This window comes from Propioniciclava sp. MC1595, from assembly GCF_017569205.1.
Classification (GTDB): domain Bacteria; phylum Actinomycetota; class Actinomycetes; order Propionibacteriales; family Propionibacteriaceae; genus Propioniciclava.
In genome coordinates this window covers 3,390,871-3,405,398 of sequence record NZ_CP071870.1, presented here as the reverse complement: position 1 = coordinate 3,405,398, position 14,528 = coordinate 3,390,871, and the positions used below count along the sequence as shown (strand labels likewise).

15 protein-coding genes are annotated in these 14,528 nt (G+C 70.5%); 6 read left to right on the top strand and 9 right to left on the bottom strand.

Annotated elements, in window-relative coordinates; all coding sequences use genetic code 11:
* Window positions 1-99: 99 nt before the first annotated feature.
* The 6 genes from rocD to J4N02_RS16465 all read right to left on the bottom strand — a co-directional run bounded on the left by rocD (window position 100) and on the right by J4N02_RS16465 (window position 6,797).
* A complete protein-coding gene (rocD, locus tag J4N02_RS16490) occupies window positions 100-1,377 on the bottom strand; it encodes an ornithine--oxo-acid transaminase (RefSeq protein WP_188334680.1) in 1,278 nt (425 codons plus the stop codon).
* A 93-nt stretch (window positions 1,378-1,470) separates the two neighbouring features.
* Window positions 1,471-2,739, bottom strand: coding sequence for an ABC transporter permease (locus J4N02_RS16485; RefSeq protein WP_188334681.1), 1,269 nt, complete (start codon window positions 2,737-2,739; stop codon window positions 1,471-1,473).
* A complete protein-coding gene (locus J4N02_RS16480) occupies window positions 2,736-3,659 on the bottom strand; it encodes an ABC transporter ATP-binding protein (RefSeq protein WP_208091040.1) in 924 nt (307 codons plus the stop codon). The genes J4N02_RS16485 and J4N02_RS16480 overlap by 4 nt, the downstream gene beginning before the upstream one ends.
* Before the next feature lie 72 nt (window positions 3,660-3,731).
* A complete protein-coding gene (locus J4N02_RS16475; protein ID WP_188334682.1) occupies window positions 3,732-4,559 on the bottom strand; it encodes a carbohydrate ABC transporter permease in 828 nt (275 codons plus the stop codon).
* Window positions 4,556-5,476, bottom strand: a complete 921-nt coding sequence (locus J4N02_RS16470) for a carbohydrate ABC transporter permease (protein WP_188334683.1) — start codon at window positions 5,474-5,476, stop codon at window positions 4,556-4,558. Before J4N02_RS16470 ends, J4N02_RS16475 begins: the two co-directional genes overlap by 4 nt.
* A gap of 4 nt (window positions 5,477-5,480) precedes the next feature.
* Complete coding sequence (locus J4N02_RS16465) at window positions 5,481-6,797, bottom strand: ABC transporter substrate-binding protein (protein ID WP_182814644.1); 1,317 nt, start codon at window positions 6,795-6,797, stop codon at window positions 5,481-5,483.
* Between the two features lie 100 nt (window positions 6,798-6,897).
* Between J4N02_RS16465 and J4N02_RS16460 the strand changes: the two genes are divergently transcribed.
* The 5 genes from J4N02_RS16460 to J4N02_RS16440 all read left to right on the top strand — a co-directional run bounded on the left by J4N02_RS16460 (window position 6,898) and on the right by J4N02_RS16440 (window position 10,272).
* Window positions 6,898-7,254, top strand: coding sequence for a GNAT family N-acetyltransferase (locus J4N02_RS16460; RefSeq protein WP_188334684.1), 357 nt, complete (start codon window positions 6,898-6,900; stop codon window positions 7,252-7,254).
* Window positions 7,255-7,328: 74 nt separating this feature from the next.
* Window positions 7,329-7,805: a cupin domain-containing protein gene (locus J4N02_RS16455; protein ID WP_182814646.1), complete on the top strand. Its 477-nt coding sequence runs from the start codon at window positions 7,329-7,331 to the stop codon at window positions 7,803-7,805.
* Between the two features lie 19 nt (window positions 7,806-7,824).
* Entirely contained in the window at window positions 7,825-8,310 is a 486-nt protein-coding gene (locus J4N02_RS16450) for a GNAT family N-acetyltransferase (RefSeq protein ID WP_188334685.1), read from the top strand.
* Between the two features lie 346 nt (window positions 8,311-8,656).
* On the top strand, window positions 8,657-9,853 hold the full coding sequence (locus J4N02_RS16445) for an amino acid aminotransferase (RefSeq protein ID WP_188334686.1): 1,197 nt from the start codon (window positions 8,657-8,659) through the stop codon (window positions 9,851-9,853).
* Window positions 9,854-9,858: 5 nt separating this feature from the next.
* Window positions 9,859-10,272 carry a rhodanese-like domain-containing protein gene (locus tag J4N02_RS16440; RefSeq protein WP_188334687.1) on the top strand — a complete coding sequence of 138 codons (414 nt, stop codon included), beginning with the start codon at window positions 9,859-9,861 and terminating at the stop codon, window positions 10,270-10,272.
* Between the two features lie 71 nt (window positions 10,273-10,343).
* Here the strand turns inward: J4N02_RS16440 and J4N02_RS16435 are convergent, their stop codons facing one another.
* The 3 genes from J4N02_RS16435 to J4N02_RS16425 form a co-directional block, all read right to left on the bottom strand.
* Complete coding sequence (locus J4N02_RS16435) at window positions 10,344-11,069, bottom strand: dienelactone hydrolase family protein (protein WP_208091038.1); 726 nt, start codon at window positions 11,067-11,069, stop codon at window positions 10,344-10,346.
* A 116-nt stretch (window positions 11,070-11,185) separates the two neighbouring features.
* Window positions 11,186-12,244 (bottom strand): FAD-binding dehydrogenase, encoded by a 1,059-nt coding sequence (locus tag J4N02_RS16430; RefSeq protein ID WP_188334688.1) that lies wholly within the window; start codon window positions 12,242-12,244, stop codon window positions 11,186-11,188.
* 16 nt (window positions 12,245-12,260) lie between these two features.
* The gene (locus tag J4N02_RS16425) at window positions 12,261-13,094 is read right to left on the bottom strand and encodes a M15 family metallopeptidase (RefSeq protein WP_188334689.1); all 834 of its coding nucleotides are present in this window, start codon (window positions 13,092-13,094) and stop codon (window positions 12,261-12,263) included.
* 122 nt (window positions 13,095-13,216) lie between these two features.
* Here J4N02_RS16425 and J4N02_RS16420 point away from each other — a divergent pair, with 122 nt between their 5' ends.
* On the top strand, window positions 13,217-14,440 hold the full coding sequence (locus tag J4N02_RS16420; protein WP_188334690.1) for a TIGR04053 family radical SAM/SPASM domain-containing protein: 1,224 nt from the start codon (window positions 13,217-13,219) through the stop codon (window positions 14,438-14,440).
* Window positions 14,441-14,528 lie beyond the last annotated feature (88 nt).

Below are 14,528 nucleotides of genomic sequence, written 5' to 3'. Positions count from 1 at the left end.
CTGCGGCGGGTTGTCCACAGGCTTCTCCCCAGCTGGGGACAAATCACAGGCTTGTAGTTCGGTGTGGAACACGTCGGTGACCCCGGACGCCCCCATGGGTCAGCCGTCGATCTCGGGCTCGACGTCGGCCCGGACCACACCCTTGTGCGCGGCCGCCTCCTCGAAGGCCGCGAGCGTGTGCGCGATGACCTCGTCGACCTCGGCCTCGGTGATCACCAGCGGGGGAGCGAACCGGATGGTGTGGCCGTGGGTGTCCTTGGCCAGCACCTCCTTGACCATGAGCCGGTAGCAGATCTCCTTCGCCGTGCCGAGGTCGGGGTTCACGTCGACGCCCAGCCACAGGCCGGCCTGGCGGATCGCGGTGGCCCACCCGGCGTCCAGCAACGGCTGCAGGCCGGCGCGGAACCGCTCGCCGAGGACGCGCGAGCGTTCCTGCATCTCGCCGGTGGACAGCAGCTCGACCACGGCCGAGCCGATGGCGCAGGCCAGCGGGTTGCCGCCGAACGTCGACCCGTGCTGGCCGGGCTGGAACAGGCCGAGGATCTCGCGGTTCGCGACCACGGCCGACAGCGGCATGATGCCGCCGCCGAGCGCCTTGCCGAGCACGTAGACGTCGGGCTCGACGCCCTCGCGGTCGCAGGCGAACGTCGAGCCGGCGCGGCCCAGACCCGCCTGGATCTCGTCGGCGATCATCAGCACGCCGCGGCGCGCGGTGATCTCACGCACCTTCGTCAGGAAACCCTCCGGCGGCACGATCACGCCGGCCTCGCCCTGGATGGGCTCGAACAGCACGGCCACGGTGTCGTCGTCGATGGCGGCCTCGATGGCGTCGGCGTCCCCGAACGGAACGTGTACGAAGCCCGGGGTGTAGGGGGCGAACGACTTGCGGGCGTCCTCGTCGTTGCTGAACGAGATGACCGTCGTGGTACGGCCGTGGAAATTGCCCTCCATCACGATGATCTTGGCCCGGCCCTCGGGGACGCCCTTGGATTCGTACCCCCACTTGCGGGCGGTCTTGATCGCGGTCTCAACGGCCTCGACGCCGGTGTTCATGGGCAGGACCATGTCCTTGCCGCACATCTCGGCCAGCGCCTTCACGAACGGGCCGAACGGCTCGGAGTAGAACGCGCGCGAGGTCAGCGTGACCTTGCCCAGCTGCGCCTGCGCGGCCGCCACCAGCGCAGGGTGGCCGTGGCCGAAGTTGACCGCCGAGTAGGCCGACAGGCAGTCGATGTAGTGGTTGCCGTCGAGGTCGGTGACGCGGGTGCCCTCGGCCGAGGCGACGACCACCGGCAGCGGGGAGTAGTTGTGCGCCCCGTACGTCTCGACCTCGTCGATCGCCACCCGCTGTCGCTCGGAACGTGGCTCGAGTGCCATGGCCCTCCCCTTCCCTGAACCGGGACCGGGCCCCGTGTGGGGCCCGGTCGTTGGGTCGATCCTATGGTTGCGGACCTCACCCCGCCAAGGCACTCAAATCTGCTGTCGAGAGCCCGATGTGCGAAAAGCCTTCGCGATGTTGAGCCGCTTGTCGTAGGAGATCGACCCCTGGCGGAACAGCCGCACCCCCGCCCACAGGAACGCGAGCGCACACGCGAACAGCACCAGCGCCACCCCGATGGCCTGCGGCACGGGCAGCAACCCGAGCGCGTTCAGCAGCAGCGCCGTCACGGGCGCGGTCAGCGGGAACCACGTCAGGAACAGCGCCACCGCGCCGCCCGGCTCGTTGATGACCATCGCCGCCGTGTACAGCGGCAGGAACATGCCCAGGATCACGACGCCGAACGCCGAACCGGCGTCCTTCGCGGTCGGCATGACCGACCCGATCGCCACCAGCAGCGCGGTGAACAGCAGGAACCCGCCCGCGAACAGGGCCACGGCCAGCGCGATGCGCACCGGGTCGACCACGAAGTTCCCGGCCAGCTGCAGCTGGGCCAGGTCGGGGTCGGACGCCGCGGCGTCCAGCCCGCCGGCCATCAGGCCGGGGAGGAACAGCGCCGCCAGCGCCGCCGGGATCAGCAGCACCAGGCCCTGCACGATGCCGACCAGCAGCACGGCGATGACCTTGCCGACGATCAGCACCCGCGGGTCGAGGGTGGTCAGGATCATCTCGGTGACCCGGTTCTCCTTCTCCTCCACCGTGATGTTGAGCATCTGCTGGCCCAGCATGATCACGCCCATGTAGAGCAGAACCAGGAACAGCCCGGGCAGCACCGCCGCCCCGAAGCCGGGACTTCGCGCCCCGTCCTTCCACAGCTCGGCGGTGGTCGGGACGTCGAGCAGCAGCGAGGTGACCATGGGGTCGCCCACCTTCTCGGCCGCCGAGTGTTGCAGCAGGTCGCGGGCGATCGCGTGCCACTGGCCGGACGCGATCAGGCCCAGGTCGGCGCCCACGATGCGCACCGGCTGGGTCGAGGGGTCGGCCGGGATGTCGAGGTGCAGCTGGGCCCGTCCCTCGTGCACCGCCTGCGCCGCACCCGCGGCGTCCGAGGTCGGCGACCCGCCCATCTGCTCGGCGATCGCGGGGGAGACGACGCCGGAGGCGTCGGTGTAGGTGAACGCGACCTTCTCGTCGCGCTGGGCGTCGAACGACGCCGCGGCGCTGGTGTTGCTGAACCACATCAGCGCGAAGATCACGACCATCAGCAGCGGGACGCTCAGCGACGTCAGCCAGAACGTCGGCTTGGTCAGGGTGCGGCGCATCTCGAAGCCGATGACGGTGCCCAGGTTGTGCAGCCTCATGCCGCCACCCCCGCGTCGTGCGCGTGGCCGTAGACCTTGAGGAAGACCTGCTCCATCGACAGCCGGGAGGCGTCGAAGGAGCGGACCTCGACGCCGGCGTCCACGAGCTGCCGCAGCACGGCCTGCGGGTCGGTGCCTTCGACGAGCTCGAGCTCGGCGTAGTTGCGCTCGTGGGTCATCGGACGCCAACCGCGCGGCTCGGGCAGCACCCCGGCGTAGCGGAGGCGGATGATGCCCGCCCCGTAGGCGTCCTGGACCTCGCCGACGGTGCCGTAGGCCTCGGCCCGGCCGTCCTTGAGCAGCAGGACCCGGTCGCAGAGGCGCTCGACCTCCTCCATCTGGTGGGTGATGATCACCACGGTCGCGCCGGCGGCGCGCTGGGCCTCGATGAGGTCGAGCAGCAGCCGGCGGTTGACGGGGTCGAAGCCCTTGGTGGGCTCGTCGAGGATGAGCAGCGACGGGTTGTCCATGATCGTCACGCCCAGCTGCACCTTCTGCTGCTGGCCGCCCGACAGCGTGGTCAGCTTGGCGTTCCCCTTGTCGCCCAGGCCGATGCGCTGCAGGAACTGGTGGCTCCACAGCGCCGCCTCTGAGCGGCCCATGCCCTTGAGCTGGCCGAAGTAGGTCATCACGTCGAGGACCTTCTCCTTGCGGTACAGGCCGCGCTCCTCGGGCAGGTAGCCCAGCGAGTAGTCGCCGACCGGGTCGAACGGGCGCCCGTGCACGAGCAGCTCGCCGGCGGTGGGGGTGTAGATGCCCAGCAGGGCGCGGACGGTGGTGGTCTTGCCCGAGCCGTTCGCGCCCAGCAGGCCGAACGTCTCGCCGGGGCGCACCTCGAACGACAGCCGGTCGACGACGGTGTTGTCGCCGAACCGCATCGTGAAGTCACGCACCTCGATCACGGGGGTGGTGTCGGTCATGCCGCCCATCGTTCCACGGCGCACCGACACGGTGTGCCCACCTTCGGCCATCCGGTGGTCGGTGGCGTGGGCTCACTTCAGGCCCGAGCGGGCGACCCCCTGGACCAGCCAGCGCTGCAGGAACAGGAACACCACGAGCGCGGGTGCGACGGCGATCAGGGCGCCGGTGAACATCTCGGGGTAGCGGATGCCCTGGGAGGTCATGAACTGGCTCAGCACCACCTGGATCGTGCGCATCTGCGGGTCCTGGGCGATGAGCATCGGCCACAGGAACGCGTTCCACGCGCCGATGAAGGTGATCGTGCCGACGGCGGCGACGGTGCCCATCGCGTTGGGCACGACGATCCGCCAGAAGGTCGTCCAGGTGTTGGCGCCGTCGATGGCCGCCGACTCCTCGAGCTCGCGCGGGAACTCCAGGAACTGCTGCCGGAACAGGAACGTCGCGAACGCCGAGAAGATCACCGGGATGATCAGGCCGCGGTAGGTCGAGATCCAGCCCAGCGAGCTGACCATGACGAAGGTGGGCACGAAGGTCACCATCGCGGGCACCATCAGCGTGAACACGGTCATGCCGAGGATCACCCGGGACGCCGGCGTCCGCCAGCGCGACAGCGCGTACCCGGCCATCATCGCGATCACGACGGTGAGCACGGTCTGCGCGACCGCGACCACCACCGAGACGCCGAGGGCGTTCAGCACCCCGTAGTTGGCGTTGCCGAGCACCGCCTGCAGGGTGGTGGTGTCGAGCTGGTTGGGCAGCCAGTTCCACCGCGGCGCGATCAGGTGCTGCTGGGTGGAGAAGGCGTTGCGGAAGATCACGTAGAACGGCAGCAGGAAGAACACGGCCAGGCCGGACGCCGCGGCGTACGCGAGCGCCGTGCCCCACCTCGACGGCCTCACTTGTCCGCCCCGATCGAGAGCAGCCGGTTCTGGAAGAACGCGAACACGAGGATCACCAGGGTCAGGATCATCGTGCCGGCCGAGCCGATGCCGAGGTCTTGGGCGCCGCTGCCGAACGAGATCAGGTACAGGTAGACCAGCGGCGGCCGGGCGTACGGAGGGTAGCCGCCGACCGTGTTCAGGGTGTTGTAGAACTCGTCGAACGCCTGGAACGCGTTGAACAGCAGCAGCATCGCGACGGCGACCGAGGTGGGCCGCAGCAGCGGGAACGTCACGTGCCGGAACCGCCGCCAGGCGCTCGCCCCGTCGAGGGCGGCGGCCTCGTACAGCTGCGGGTCGATCTGGTTGAGCCCGGCGATGAAGAGGATCATGTAGAACCCGACCTGCAGCCACAGGCGCAGGCTGACCAGCACGAGCCAGTACCAGGAGTTCTCACCGCCCAGCCAGTTGATCGTGTCGAGGCCGAGCGAGGACAGCACGGTGTTGGTCAGGCCGAAGCGGGCGCCGTGGAAGAACGACATCCGCCAGACCATGGACGCGATCACGTAGCTCACCGCGGTCGGAAGGAAGAACGCCGAGCGGAAGAATGCGCGCAGCACCGTGATGCGTTGCAGCAGCAGCGCCAGGCCCAGCGAGCAGGCGAACGTCAACGGGACGATGAACAGCGCGAACGCGATGAACGTCACCATCGAGTCGACGAACAGCCGGTCCTGCAGCAGGTAGGCGTAGTTGCCGAGGCCGACGAAGCTGGTGGGCGTGACGGTGTTCCGGGCGTCGAAGAACGACAGGTAGAGGCTCCACAGCAGGGGCACGTAGACGAACACCACGAGCCCCGCCAGGAAGGGGGTCACGAACGTCCAGAACCACCGGCGGTTGCTCCGGGCGAGCGTGGTCCCCGAACGGGAACCGTCGGCCACGACGTCAGGCGACGCGCGCCAGCTCGGCGGTGACCTTCTCGGCGGCCGCACCGAACTCGGTCGCGGCGTCCGCACCGTTCTTCACCACGTTCGACAGGGCCGTGGAGTAGGCCTCCCCGGAGGCCGGCGTCCAGAACAGCGCGTTCGAGCGGCCGTGGTCGGTGACGAACTTCGCGGCGTCCGCACCCGGGCCCTCGGCGACCTGCTTGGCCTGACCGAACAGCTTCGGCTTGGCCGGGATGTGGGTGCCGAACGCGTCGGAGAACTCGACCTGCTTGTCCTCGGCGTCGATCCACAGCCACTTCACGAAGTTCTTCGCCGCGGTGACGTTGGCGGACTTCGCCGACACGCAGGCGCTGAACGCCCCGAACGGCACGACCTGGCGGCCGGAGCCACCGATCGCCGGGAACGGCAGCACGCCGAAGTTCTCGCCGTGCGCGGCGATGACCTTGGGCAGGTCCCACATGCCGCCCCACTGCAGGGCCGCCTCGCCGTTGATGAACGGCGACGCGTCGGACCAGTCGGCGCTGGCCGACTTCACCATGCCGGGGGAGTCGAACAGCTGCTTGAACTGGGCGATGCCCGCGTGGAAGTCGCCGGTGTTGAACGCGGCCTCGGTGCGCGCCTCGTTCATCTCGTCGGCGCCGGCCGCCCACATCAGCAGCAGGCCGAGGACGCCGATGCCGCCGTCGTTGCCCGCGAAGAAGCCGCCGATGTCGCCGCCCTCGGCCAGCGTGGTGGCGACGTGGGTCAGCTGTTCCAGCGTCGTGGGGGCGGTGAGGTTCTTCGCCTCGAGGAGGTCCTTGCGGTAGTAGAGCAGCTGCATGTCGACCGTCTGCGGCACGGCCCAGACCTTGTCCTGGTAGGTCAGGCGGTCGAGCACCGACGGGGTGAAGTCACCGCGCGAACTGCCGATGGTGTCGGTCAGGTCGGCGACCTGGCCGGCTTTGATCATGTCGAGCGTCGGGCCGTTGGCGTACTCGAACACGTCGGGCGCCGTCGGGGTCAGGAGGGCGGCCGCGAGGGTCTTCTCGTAGTCGGCCAGCACCCAGTTCACGTTCACCTCGGCGCCGGGGTACTCGGCGGCCCACTTCTTGACCGCGGCCTCGACGCCGTCCTCGCCGTACTTGTGGTACCACTGCGACAGCGCCGGACGCCCCGCGTCGGGGTCGGGCGTGCCCGAGGGGGTCGCGGCCGGGGTGCCGGCCGGCGAGGCGGAGGGGGCGGCGGTGCGGCCGGTGTTCGAGCCGCAGGCGGCCAGGGCGGTCGTGGCCGCGAGGCCACCGCCGAGCGTGAGGAGGGTGCGCCGTGTGAGAGCCATGGGGCGGAGCTTAGTTGAAAGTGACGACAACATGCGGGCTGCCCACGTCACGTTCGGGTACCACTTTCGGCCGCATTGGGGGGCCGACTAGGTTGGCTCCATGGCAGAGGTCACCAAGAACACCGACGAGAACCGCTTCGAGATCCACGTCGACGGCGAACTGGCCGGCTGGCTCGACTACATGGTGGACGAGGGCGTCGTCGCGCTCCCCCACACGACCGTCGAGGACCGGTTCTCCGGGCAGGGCCTCGCGGGCGAGCTCGTCCGGGCCGGGCTGGACGACATCCGCACCCTGGGCTACCGGGTCGACCCGCAGTGCCCCTACGTGCAGGGCTGGATCGAGAAGAACCCCACCTACGCCGACCTGGTGGCCACCGACGACGCCCACGTCGAGGATGTTGCCGACGACATGGAGGACGTGACCGGCGTCGACCCGAGCTCCGACCCGCGCATCTGAGCTCGTCCCGGGAGTGCCGGGGGGAAGGGTCGCCTCGCTGGGCGGCCGGCCCCCGGCTGGGTACCGTGGGGTCCATGGACATCATCGATAACGGACCCAACCCCAACGCGTTCGACATCGAGGGCGCGACCGTCGAGAACGAGAACTACCGCACGGTCGCGTGGACCGGGAAGTACCTCCAGGTCACCCTCATGTCCATCCCCGTCGGCAGCTCGATCGGCCTCGAGGTGCACCCCGAGACCGACCAGTTCCTGCGCGTCGACGCGGGCACCGGCCGCTGCGTCATGGGCCCCGCCAAGGACGAGGTGACCTTCGAGCAGGCCGTCGAGGACGGCTGGTCGATCCAGGTGCCCGCCGGCATGTGGCACGACGTCATCAACACCGGCGACGAGCCGCTGCAGCTGTACGCGGTCTACGCCCCCGTGCACCACGCGCAGGGCATCGTGCAGGCGACGGCCGAGGATGCCGAGGCCGACGAGGAGGCGGGCCGCGACGAACCCCCGAGCTGGACCGTCCAGCCCGGCACCGGTGCCGCTGACGAGACCGCCTGATCCCGGCACACTGGGGCGGGTGATCAGACCCGCCGAGCCCCGCGACGTCGAGGCCATCCACCAGTTCATCGTCGACCTGGCCGTCTACGAACGAGAGCCGGACGCCGTCACCGCCACGGCGTCCGCCCTCGATCGCGCCCTCTTCGGGCAGAACCCGGCGTTGTTCGCCGACGTGGCCGAGGTCGACGGACGCGTGGTCGGGATGGCGATCTGGTTCCTGAACTACTCCACGTGGGACGGCTGCCACGGCATCTACCTCGAGGACCTCTACGTCGACCCCGCCCACCGCGGGTCGGGGCTGGGCCGCGACCTGCTGGTCACGTTGGCCCGCCGCTGCGTGGAGCGTGGCTACAGCCGGTTCCAGTGGTGGGTGCTCGACTGGAACGAGCCCTCGATCGACTTCTACAAGGCCATGGGCGCGGTCGCGATGGACGAGTGGACCGTCTACCGCACCTCGGGCGAGGCGCTGGAGGCCATGGCCGCGCTGCCGTTGCGGTCGGCGTGACCCACGGGGGTACCGGGAGATCGGCCAAGGGCGCAGGATGGGTGCATGGCCGAGAAGATCACCGTGGTGCCCGCGAACGAGGCGAGTGAGGCCGACCTCGAGGCGGTGTTCGCCACCCCCGGCGACCCCCGCCGCTGCTGGTGCCAGTGGTTCAAGACCGACACCAACGGCTGGAGCCGCAACTCCGTGGCGCAGCGGCGCGCCCTGTTGCTCGAGCAGGCCGGGCCCGGGCGTCCGGGGGCCGCCACCACCGTCGACGTGGGCCACCAGCCCGCCGTTGCGGACGGCCGGTGTGTCGGGGGGACCCCAGCACTAGGCTGGATCCCGCGCACGAAAGGTGGACCCCATGTCCTTGTTCTCCGATGTCCAGCAGGCACCCCCGGACGCCATCCTCGGCCTCACCGAGCAGTTCAAGGCCGACACCAACCCGAAGAAAGTGAACCTCGGGGTCGGTGTCTACCAGGACGCCTCCGGCAAGCTCCCGCTGCTGCGCTGCGTCGAGGCCGCCGAGAAGAAGCTCGCCGAGGCCGCCGCCGCGAAGGGCTACCTGCCCATCGACGGACTGGCCACCTACGACGCCGACGTGAAGGACCTCGTCTTCGGCGAGGGCTCCGGCGTGCACGACCGCGTCGTCACCGTGCAGGCACTGGGCGGCACCGGTGCCCTGAAGGTGGGTGCCGACTTCCTGCGCCAGGTCAACCCTGAGGCCAAGGTGCTCATCTCGAACCCGAGCTGGGAGAACCACCAGGCGCTGTTCACCCGCGCCGGGTTCACCGTCGAGAAGTACGCCTACTACGACGCCGAGGCCAAGGGCGCCGACTTCGAGGGCATGCTCGCCGACCTGCGCGCCGCGGCCCCCGGCACGGTCGTCGTGCTGCACGCCTGCTGCCACAACCCGACCGGCTACGACCTGACCGCCGACCAGTGGGACCAGGTCATCGAGACCGTCCTCGCCGGCGACCTCGTCGCGTTCCTCGACATGGCCTACCAGGGCTTCAGCGAGGGCCTCGAGGAGGACGGCGCGACCGTCCGCAAGTTCGCCGAGCGCGTCCCGTCGTTCTTCGTGTCGACCTCGTTCTCCAAGAGCCTGTCGCTCTACGGCGAGCGCGTCGGCGCCCTGTCGATCGTGTGCGCCGACGCCGAGGAGGCCAAGCGCGTCCTGTCGCAGGTCAAGATCGTGATCCGCACCAACTACTCCAACCCGCCGACCCACGGCGCCCAGCTCGCCGCGACCGTGCTGTCGGACGCCGACCTGCGCGCCCAGTGGGTGGACGAGCTCGGCGAGATGCGCGACCGCATCAAGGCGATGCGCGGTGCGCTGGTCGAGGGGCTGAAGGCTGCCGGCGTCGAGGGCGACTACAGCTACATCACCGACCAGGTCGGCATGTTCTCCTTCTCGGGCCTGACCAAGGACCAGATGGTGCGCCTGCGCAACGAGTTCGGCGTCTACGGCACCGACACCGGCCGCATCTGCGTGGCCGCCCTGAACGACGACAACGTCGGCTACGTCAGCGAGTCCATCGCTGCGGTCCTGAAGGGATGAGGCCCATGACCCGCGAACCCGGTACCCCGCTGGCCCGCCCGTCGGCGTCCCTCGTCGAGGCCGCGCGCGCCGAGATCCGCAACATCACCGTCGAGGAGGCCGTCGGCCTGCTCGACGACCCGACCTACCAGTTCGTCGACATCCGTGACCCGCGCGAGCTCGTGCGGGAGGGGATGGTGCCCGAGGCGTCCAAGGCGCCGCGCGGCATGCTCGAGTTCTGGGTCGACCCCGAGAGCCCGTACTACAAGGCCTCGCTCGACGACGGGCGGACCCTGGTGCTCTACTGCGGCTCCGGCTGGCGTTCGGCGCTGACCGCCAAGACGCTGCAGGACATGGGCTTCGACACCGTCGCCCACCTCGACGGCGGTTTCACCGCCTGGAAGGCCTCCGGTCAGGAGATCGCCCAGGTCGAGCGCTGACAGACGCGCCCGCTCCCCGTCAGATGCACCGGCTGCAACCGGCGCACCTGACGGGGAGCGGCGTTTCTGCCTCAGGCCGGGTGGTGCTCGGCCAGCCAGTCGAGGGTGACCTCCCACGCCTCGCGGGAGGCGCGCGGGTCGTGCAGGCCCAGCTCGGGGGTCGGGTTGTCGAAGGCGTGGTTGGCGTCGTCCCACAGGTGGAACTCGGCGCCGTCGGCCTCGACGACCTCGCGGATGTGGTCGATCGCCTCGCGCGGGATGAACGCGTCGGCGTCGCCGAAGTGGTGGAGGCTCGCGGCGTGCACGGTGGGCCCGTCGACCAGGTTGGGCAGGGCCGAGCCGTAGTAGCTGACCAGCGCGTCGGCGTGCTCGAGACCGCGCACCCCCTGCAGCGCCGCGTAGGCGAGGCCGCCGCCGAAGCAGAAGCCCACCAGCGCGACCGCGTGCTCGCTCTCGGGGTCGGCGCGCAGCCAGGTGATCGCGGTGCGGATGTCGGCGACCGCCTGGTCCCAGTCGACCGCCTGCGAGTGGCCGACCGCGACCATGAGCGCGTCGGGGGAGTCCTCGGGGATGTCGTCGATGCCGATCCGCCAGTACACCTGCGGCAGGACCACGGTGTACCCGTTCTCGGCCAGGTCCATCGCACGCTTGCGCATGTAGGCGGTGCGGCCGAAGATCTCCTGCACCAGCACGATGCCCGCGCCCATGGGGGAGTCGGGCCGCACGAGCGTCGCCGGCATGCCGGCCCCGTCGGGCCCGTTCGGTACGGGGATGGTGATCTCGGTGGACTTCGGCATCGTCGCCCCTCTCACGTTGGTGCCGCCATCGTAACCAGATGCATTTCCGGGCGGCCGGACCCCAAGAATCCTTGGGGTTCCTCCACCCGGAAATGCATCAGCGTGCGTGTGGCACTTCACCGGACGCCGCGGGCTGCGGCCCGTCCGGCCGCCCGGCCGGAGAACAAGCAGCCGCCCAGGAAGGTGCCCTCGAGCGCGTTGTAGCCGTGCATCCCGCCGCCGCCGAACCCGGCGACTCGGCGTCCGAACGCGTCGAGCCACAGCGAGCTGGGCCCGGGCAGGATGCGGATGCCGTGGTTGGCCCACACCGGGTCCCAGTTGTGCAGGCCCTCGGTGTAGTGCCACATGCGGTCGCGGTTGACCAGGCTCGCGCCTGCGGCCTCGGTGATGCCGAGCATGCGCCCGTCGACGTGCGCGGGGACGCCCGCGACCATCTGTTCGGGCGGGGTGCCCAGGCGCTTGGGCCAGAACCGCCGGACCAGGTCCAGGTCGCCGCCGATCCCGCCGCTGGTCACGATCGTCGCCCCGGCGCGGACCTCGAAGTCGCCGACCACCTCGCGGGTGGACGCCGTGCCGCGGGCGGTGTCGTCGGGCGCCAGCACCGAACCCCGGACGCCCACCGCCCGGCCGTCCTCCATGACGACCTCGTCGACGCGGTGGCGGAAGCCGAAGGTGAGGCGTCCGGACGCCTCGTGCGCGCGGGCGCGCCGGAGGAACGGCTCGAGGACCCCGGGGCCGGTGCCCCACGTCAGGTGGAAGCGCGGGACGGAGTTGCCGTGGCCGTCGGCGCGCCCGTCGCCGCGCTCGGCCCAGCCGACCACGGGGAAGAGCTTGAGGCCCTGCGCCGCGAGCCACGCGCGCTTCTCGCCGGCGGCGAAGTGCACGTACGCCTCGGCCCAGCGCTGTGGCCAGAGGTCGTCGTCGCGGTCGAACTGCGCAGAGCCCAGCCAGTCGGACCACGCGAGGTCGAACGAGTCGCGCACCCGCAGGCGGCGCTGCTCGGGGGAGTCGACGAGGAACAGCCCGCCCAGGCTCCAGTGGGCCTGCCCGCCCAGGGACTGCTCGGGTTCCTGGTCGAGCACGAGGACGCGCGCGCCGGCGTCGGCGGCTTCACAGGCGGCGACGAGCCCCGCGAGCCCGGCGCCCACGACGACGATGTCGGTGGTGGTGGCCATGCGGCAGTCTGGCACGTCAGGCCAGCCCGAGGTACTCCTCGAGGGTCAGGCCCGAGCCGGGGGTGAAGTGCTGGGACACCTCGGTGCCGACCCAGCGCAGGTGCCAGGACTCCCACGCGTAACCGGTGATGTGCGTCTTGTCCTGCGGGTAGCGCACGATGAAGCCGAACTCGTGGGCGTGCTCGGCCAGCCACCTCGCGTGCGGGGTGCGGGCGAAGGCGGTGCCTCGGTTCTTGCCGTCCCAGGCGTCGAGCGCGAGGCCGAGTTGGTGCTCGGACGCCCCGGCCTCGGCGAAGTAGAGCCGCGCGGTCTTCTCGTTGTACTGCTTGCGCGCGTTGGCGAAGCTCGCCTTCTGGGTGGCGTGGCTCCGGTAGCCGGACCGGATGGTGAGGCGCAGCCCGTCCGCCTTCGCGGCGGCCTGGAGCGCCTTGAAGCCGGCCGTCGCGTCAGGGTGCAGGCCGTTCGGCTCGCCCGCCCACGGCGGCACGTAGGACGCCGAGAGGCGGTGGTCCTTGCTGACGACCGGGATCCCGTCGACCTCGAACGGGGTGTCGGTGATGGGTCCGGTGGCCTTCCCGGCCTTGGGGGAGTCCGTCGGGTGCGTGGGCGGGGTGGGTGCCGGCGTGGGCGTCGGCGTCCGGGTGGAGGAGGGGGTGGGGCTGGGGGTCGCCACCGGGCTGGGGGACGCCGAGAGCTCGGGGCGCGGCGACTCGGCGGCGCGTCCGACCGGCGCCGCCACCGGCGACGACGGGGTGCTGGACGCCGGCGTCCCGGCACCGGGCGCGCTGCAGCCCGTGACCACCACGGCGGCGGCCACGACGCCGACCAGGCCGCGGATCATGAGCTTCATCGCGTACCAGCGTAAGCCGAGGCGCCCGATTCGCCCGGATCGGGGCGTCCGGTTGCCACCGCGCGCGAAGGGCGGCACCCGCGATGGAGTCTCCTACGTCACGTCGTAGTAATCTCTCGCCCATGACTGACCTCGCAGCAACGCCGCGTCACCCGGGCGGTCACCCCGGACACCCGGGAGGGCATCCCGGCGGGCACCCGGGGGGCCACCCCGGCGGTCACCCGCACAGCGCACCGTCGCGCCGGAACCTCGACTTCGACTCGGCGCCGTTCATCGCGATCTGGGAGACCACCCAGGCCTGCGACCTCGCCTGCCAGCACTGCCGCGCCATGGCGCAGCCCCTGCGCGACAAGGGCGAACTCACCACCGACGAGGCGAAGGCGATGATGCGCCGCCTGCGCGAGTTCGGCCCGATCGTGTTCGTCTTCTCGGGCGGCGACTGCTTCAAGCGCCCCGACATCGTCGAGCTCGTCGAGTACGGCGCCAACCTGGGCATGCGCATGGGCATCACGCCCGCGACGACCTCGCTGGCCACCAAGGAGCTCCTGCAGCAGCTCAAGGACGTCGGCCTGACCCGCCTGGCCATCTCCCTCGACGGGTCGAACGCCGAGATCCACGACGAGTTCCGCCGCGTGAAGGGCAGCTTCGACCACGGCCTGCGCATCCTGCGCGAGGCTCAGGAGGTCGGCCTGTCGACGCAGGTCAACACGGTGATCCGCAAGGCCAACATCGACGACATGGACGCCATGACCGAGCTCATGACGACCCTCGGCGTCGTGTTCTGGGAGGTCTTCTTCCTGGTGCCCATGGGCCGGGCGAAGGCCGACGACGTGGCGTCCGCGGAGGAGTTCGAGTCGGTCTTCCACCAGCTCTACGACCTGAGCAAGACGGCCCCGTTCGACATCAAGGCGACCGCCGCCCCGCAGTACTCGCGCGTCGTCATGCAGCGCAAGCGCGCCGAGGTGCGCGCGGGCGCCGACGAGGACGTCCACGAGGTGATGACCCGCGGCATGCACTACTCGCAGAGCGACGGCATCGGGCGCGCCCGCAACGTCAACGACGGCGACGGGTTCATCTTCATCAGCCACACCGGCGACGTCATGCCGTCGGGGTTCCTGCCGATCAAGGCGGGCAACATCCGCGACGACGACATCATCGAGATCTACCGCAACGCGCCCGTGTTCAAGGAGCTGCGCGACCGCACCCTGCTCAAGGGCAAGTGCGGCGTCTGCGGCTACCGCGACGCGTGCGGCGGGTCCCGGGCCAGGGCGTACGCCATGACCGGCGACTATCTGGCCGAGGAACCCTTCTGCGCCCACGAGCCGCCGCAGGTGCGGGGCCACTGAGCCCCACGGATCAGGAGCGGGTGAGCCGCTGGTCGGCCTGCTGGAGCGCCTGGTAGGTGCCCGTGTACGCCTCGCACGCGTCGGCGGG

Coding starts and splice junctions, on each gene's coding strand:
- J4N02_RS16460 (WP_188334684.1), top strand. CDS start 6,898: ATGGCAGAGGTCACCAAGAACACCGACGAGAACCGCTTCGAGATCCAC.
- J4N02_RS16465 (WP_182814644.1), bottom strand. CDS start 6,797: ATGGCTCTCACACGGCGCACCCTCCTCACGCTCGGCGGTGGCCTCGCG.
- J4N02_RS16455 (WP_182814646.1), top strand. CDS start 7,329: ATGGACATCATCGATAACGGACCCAACCCCAACGCGTTCGACATCGAG.
- J4N02_RS16440 (WP_188334687.1), top strand. CDS start 9,859: ATGACCCGCGAACCCGGTACCCCGCTGGCCCGCCCGTCGGCGTCCCTC.
- rocD (WP_188334680.1), bottom strand. CDS start 1,377: ATGGCACTCGAGCCACGTTCCGAGCGACAGCGGGTGGCGATCGACGAG.
- J4N02_RS16420 (WP_188334690.1), top strand. CDS start 13,217: ATGACTGACCTCGCAGCAACGCCGCGTCACCCGGGCGGTCACCCCGGA.
- J4N02_RS16425 (WP_188334689.1), bottom strand. CDS start 13,094: ATGAAGCTCATGATCCGCGGCCTGGTCGGCGTCGTGGCCGCCGCCGTG.
- J4N02_RS16445 (WP_188334686.1), top strand. CDS start 8,657: ATGTCCTTGTTCTCCGATGTCCAGCAGGCACCCCCGGACGCCATCCTC.
- J4N02_RS16480 (WP_208091040.1), bottom strand. CDS start 3,659: ATGACCGACACCACCCCCGTGATCGAGGTGCGTGACTTCACGATGCGG.
- J4N02_RS16485 (WP_188334681.1), bottom strand. CDS start 2,739: ATGAGGCTGCACAACCTGGGCACCGTCATCGGCTTCGAGATGCGCCGC.
- J4N02_RS16435 (WP_208091038.1), bottom strand. CDS start 11,069: ATGCCGAAGTCCACCGAGATCACCATCCCCGTACCGAACGGGCCCGAC.
- J4N02_RS16430 (WP_188334688.1), bottom strand. CDS start 12,244: ATGGCCACCACCACCGACATCGTCGTCGTGGGCGCCGGGCTCGCGGGG.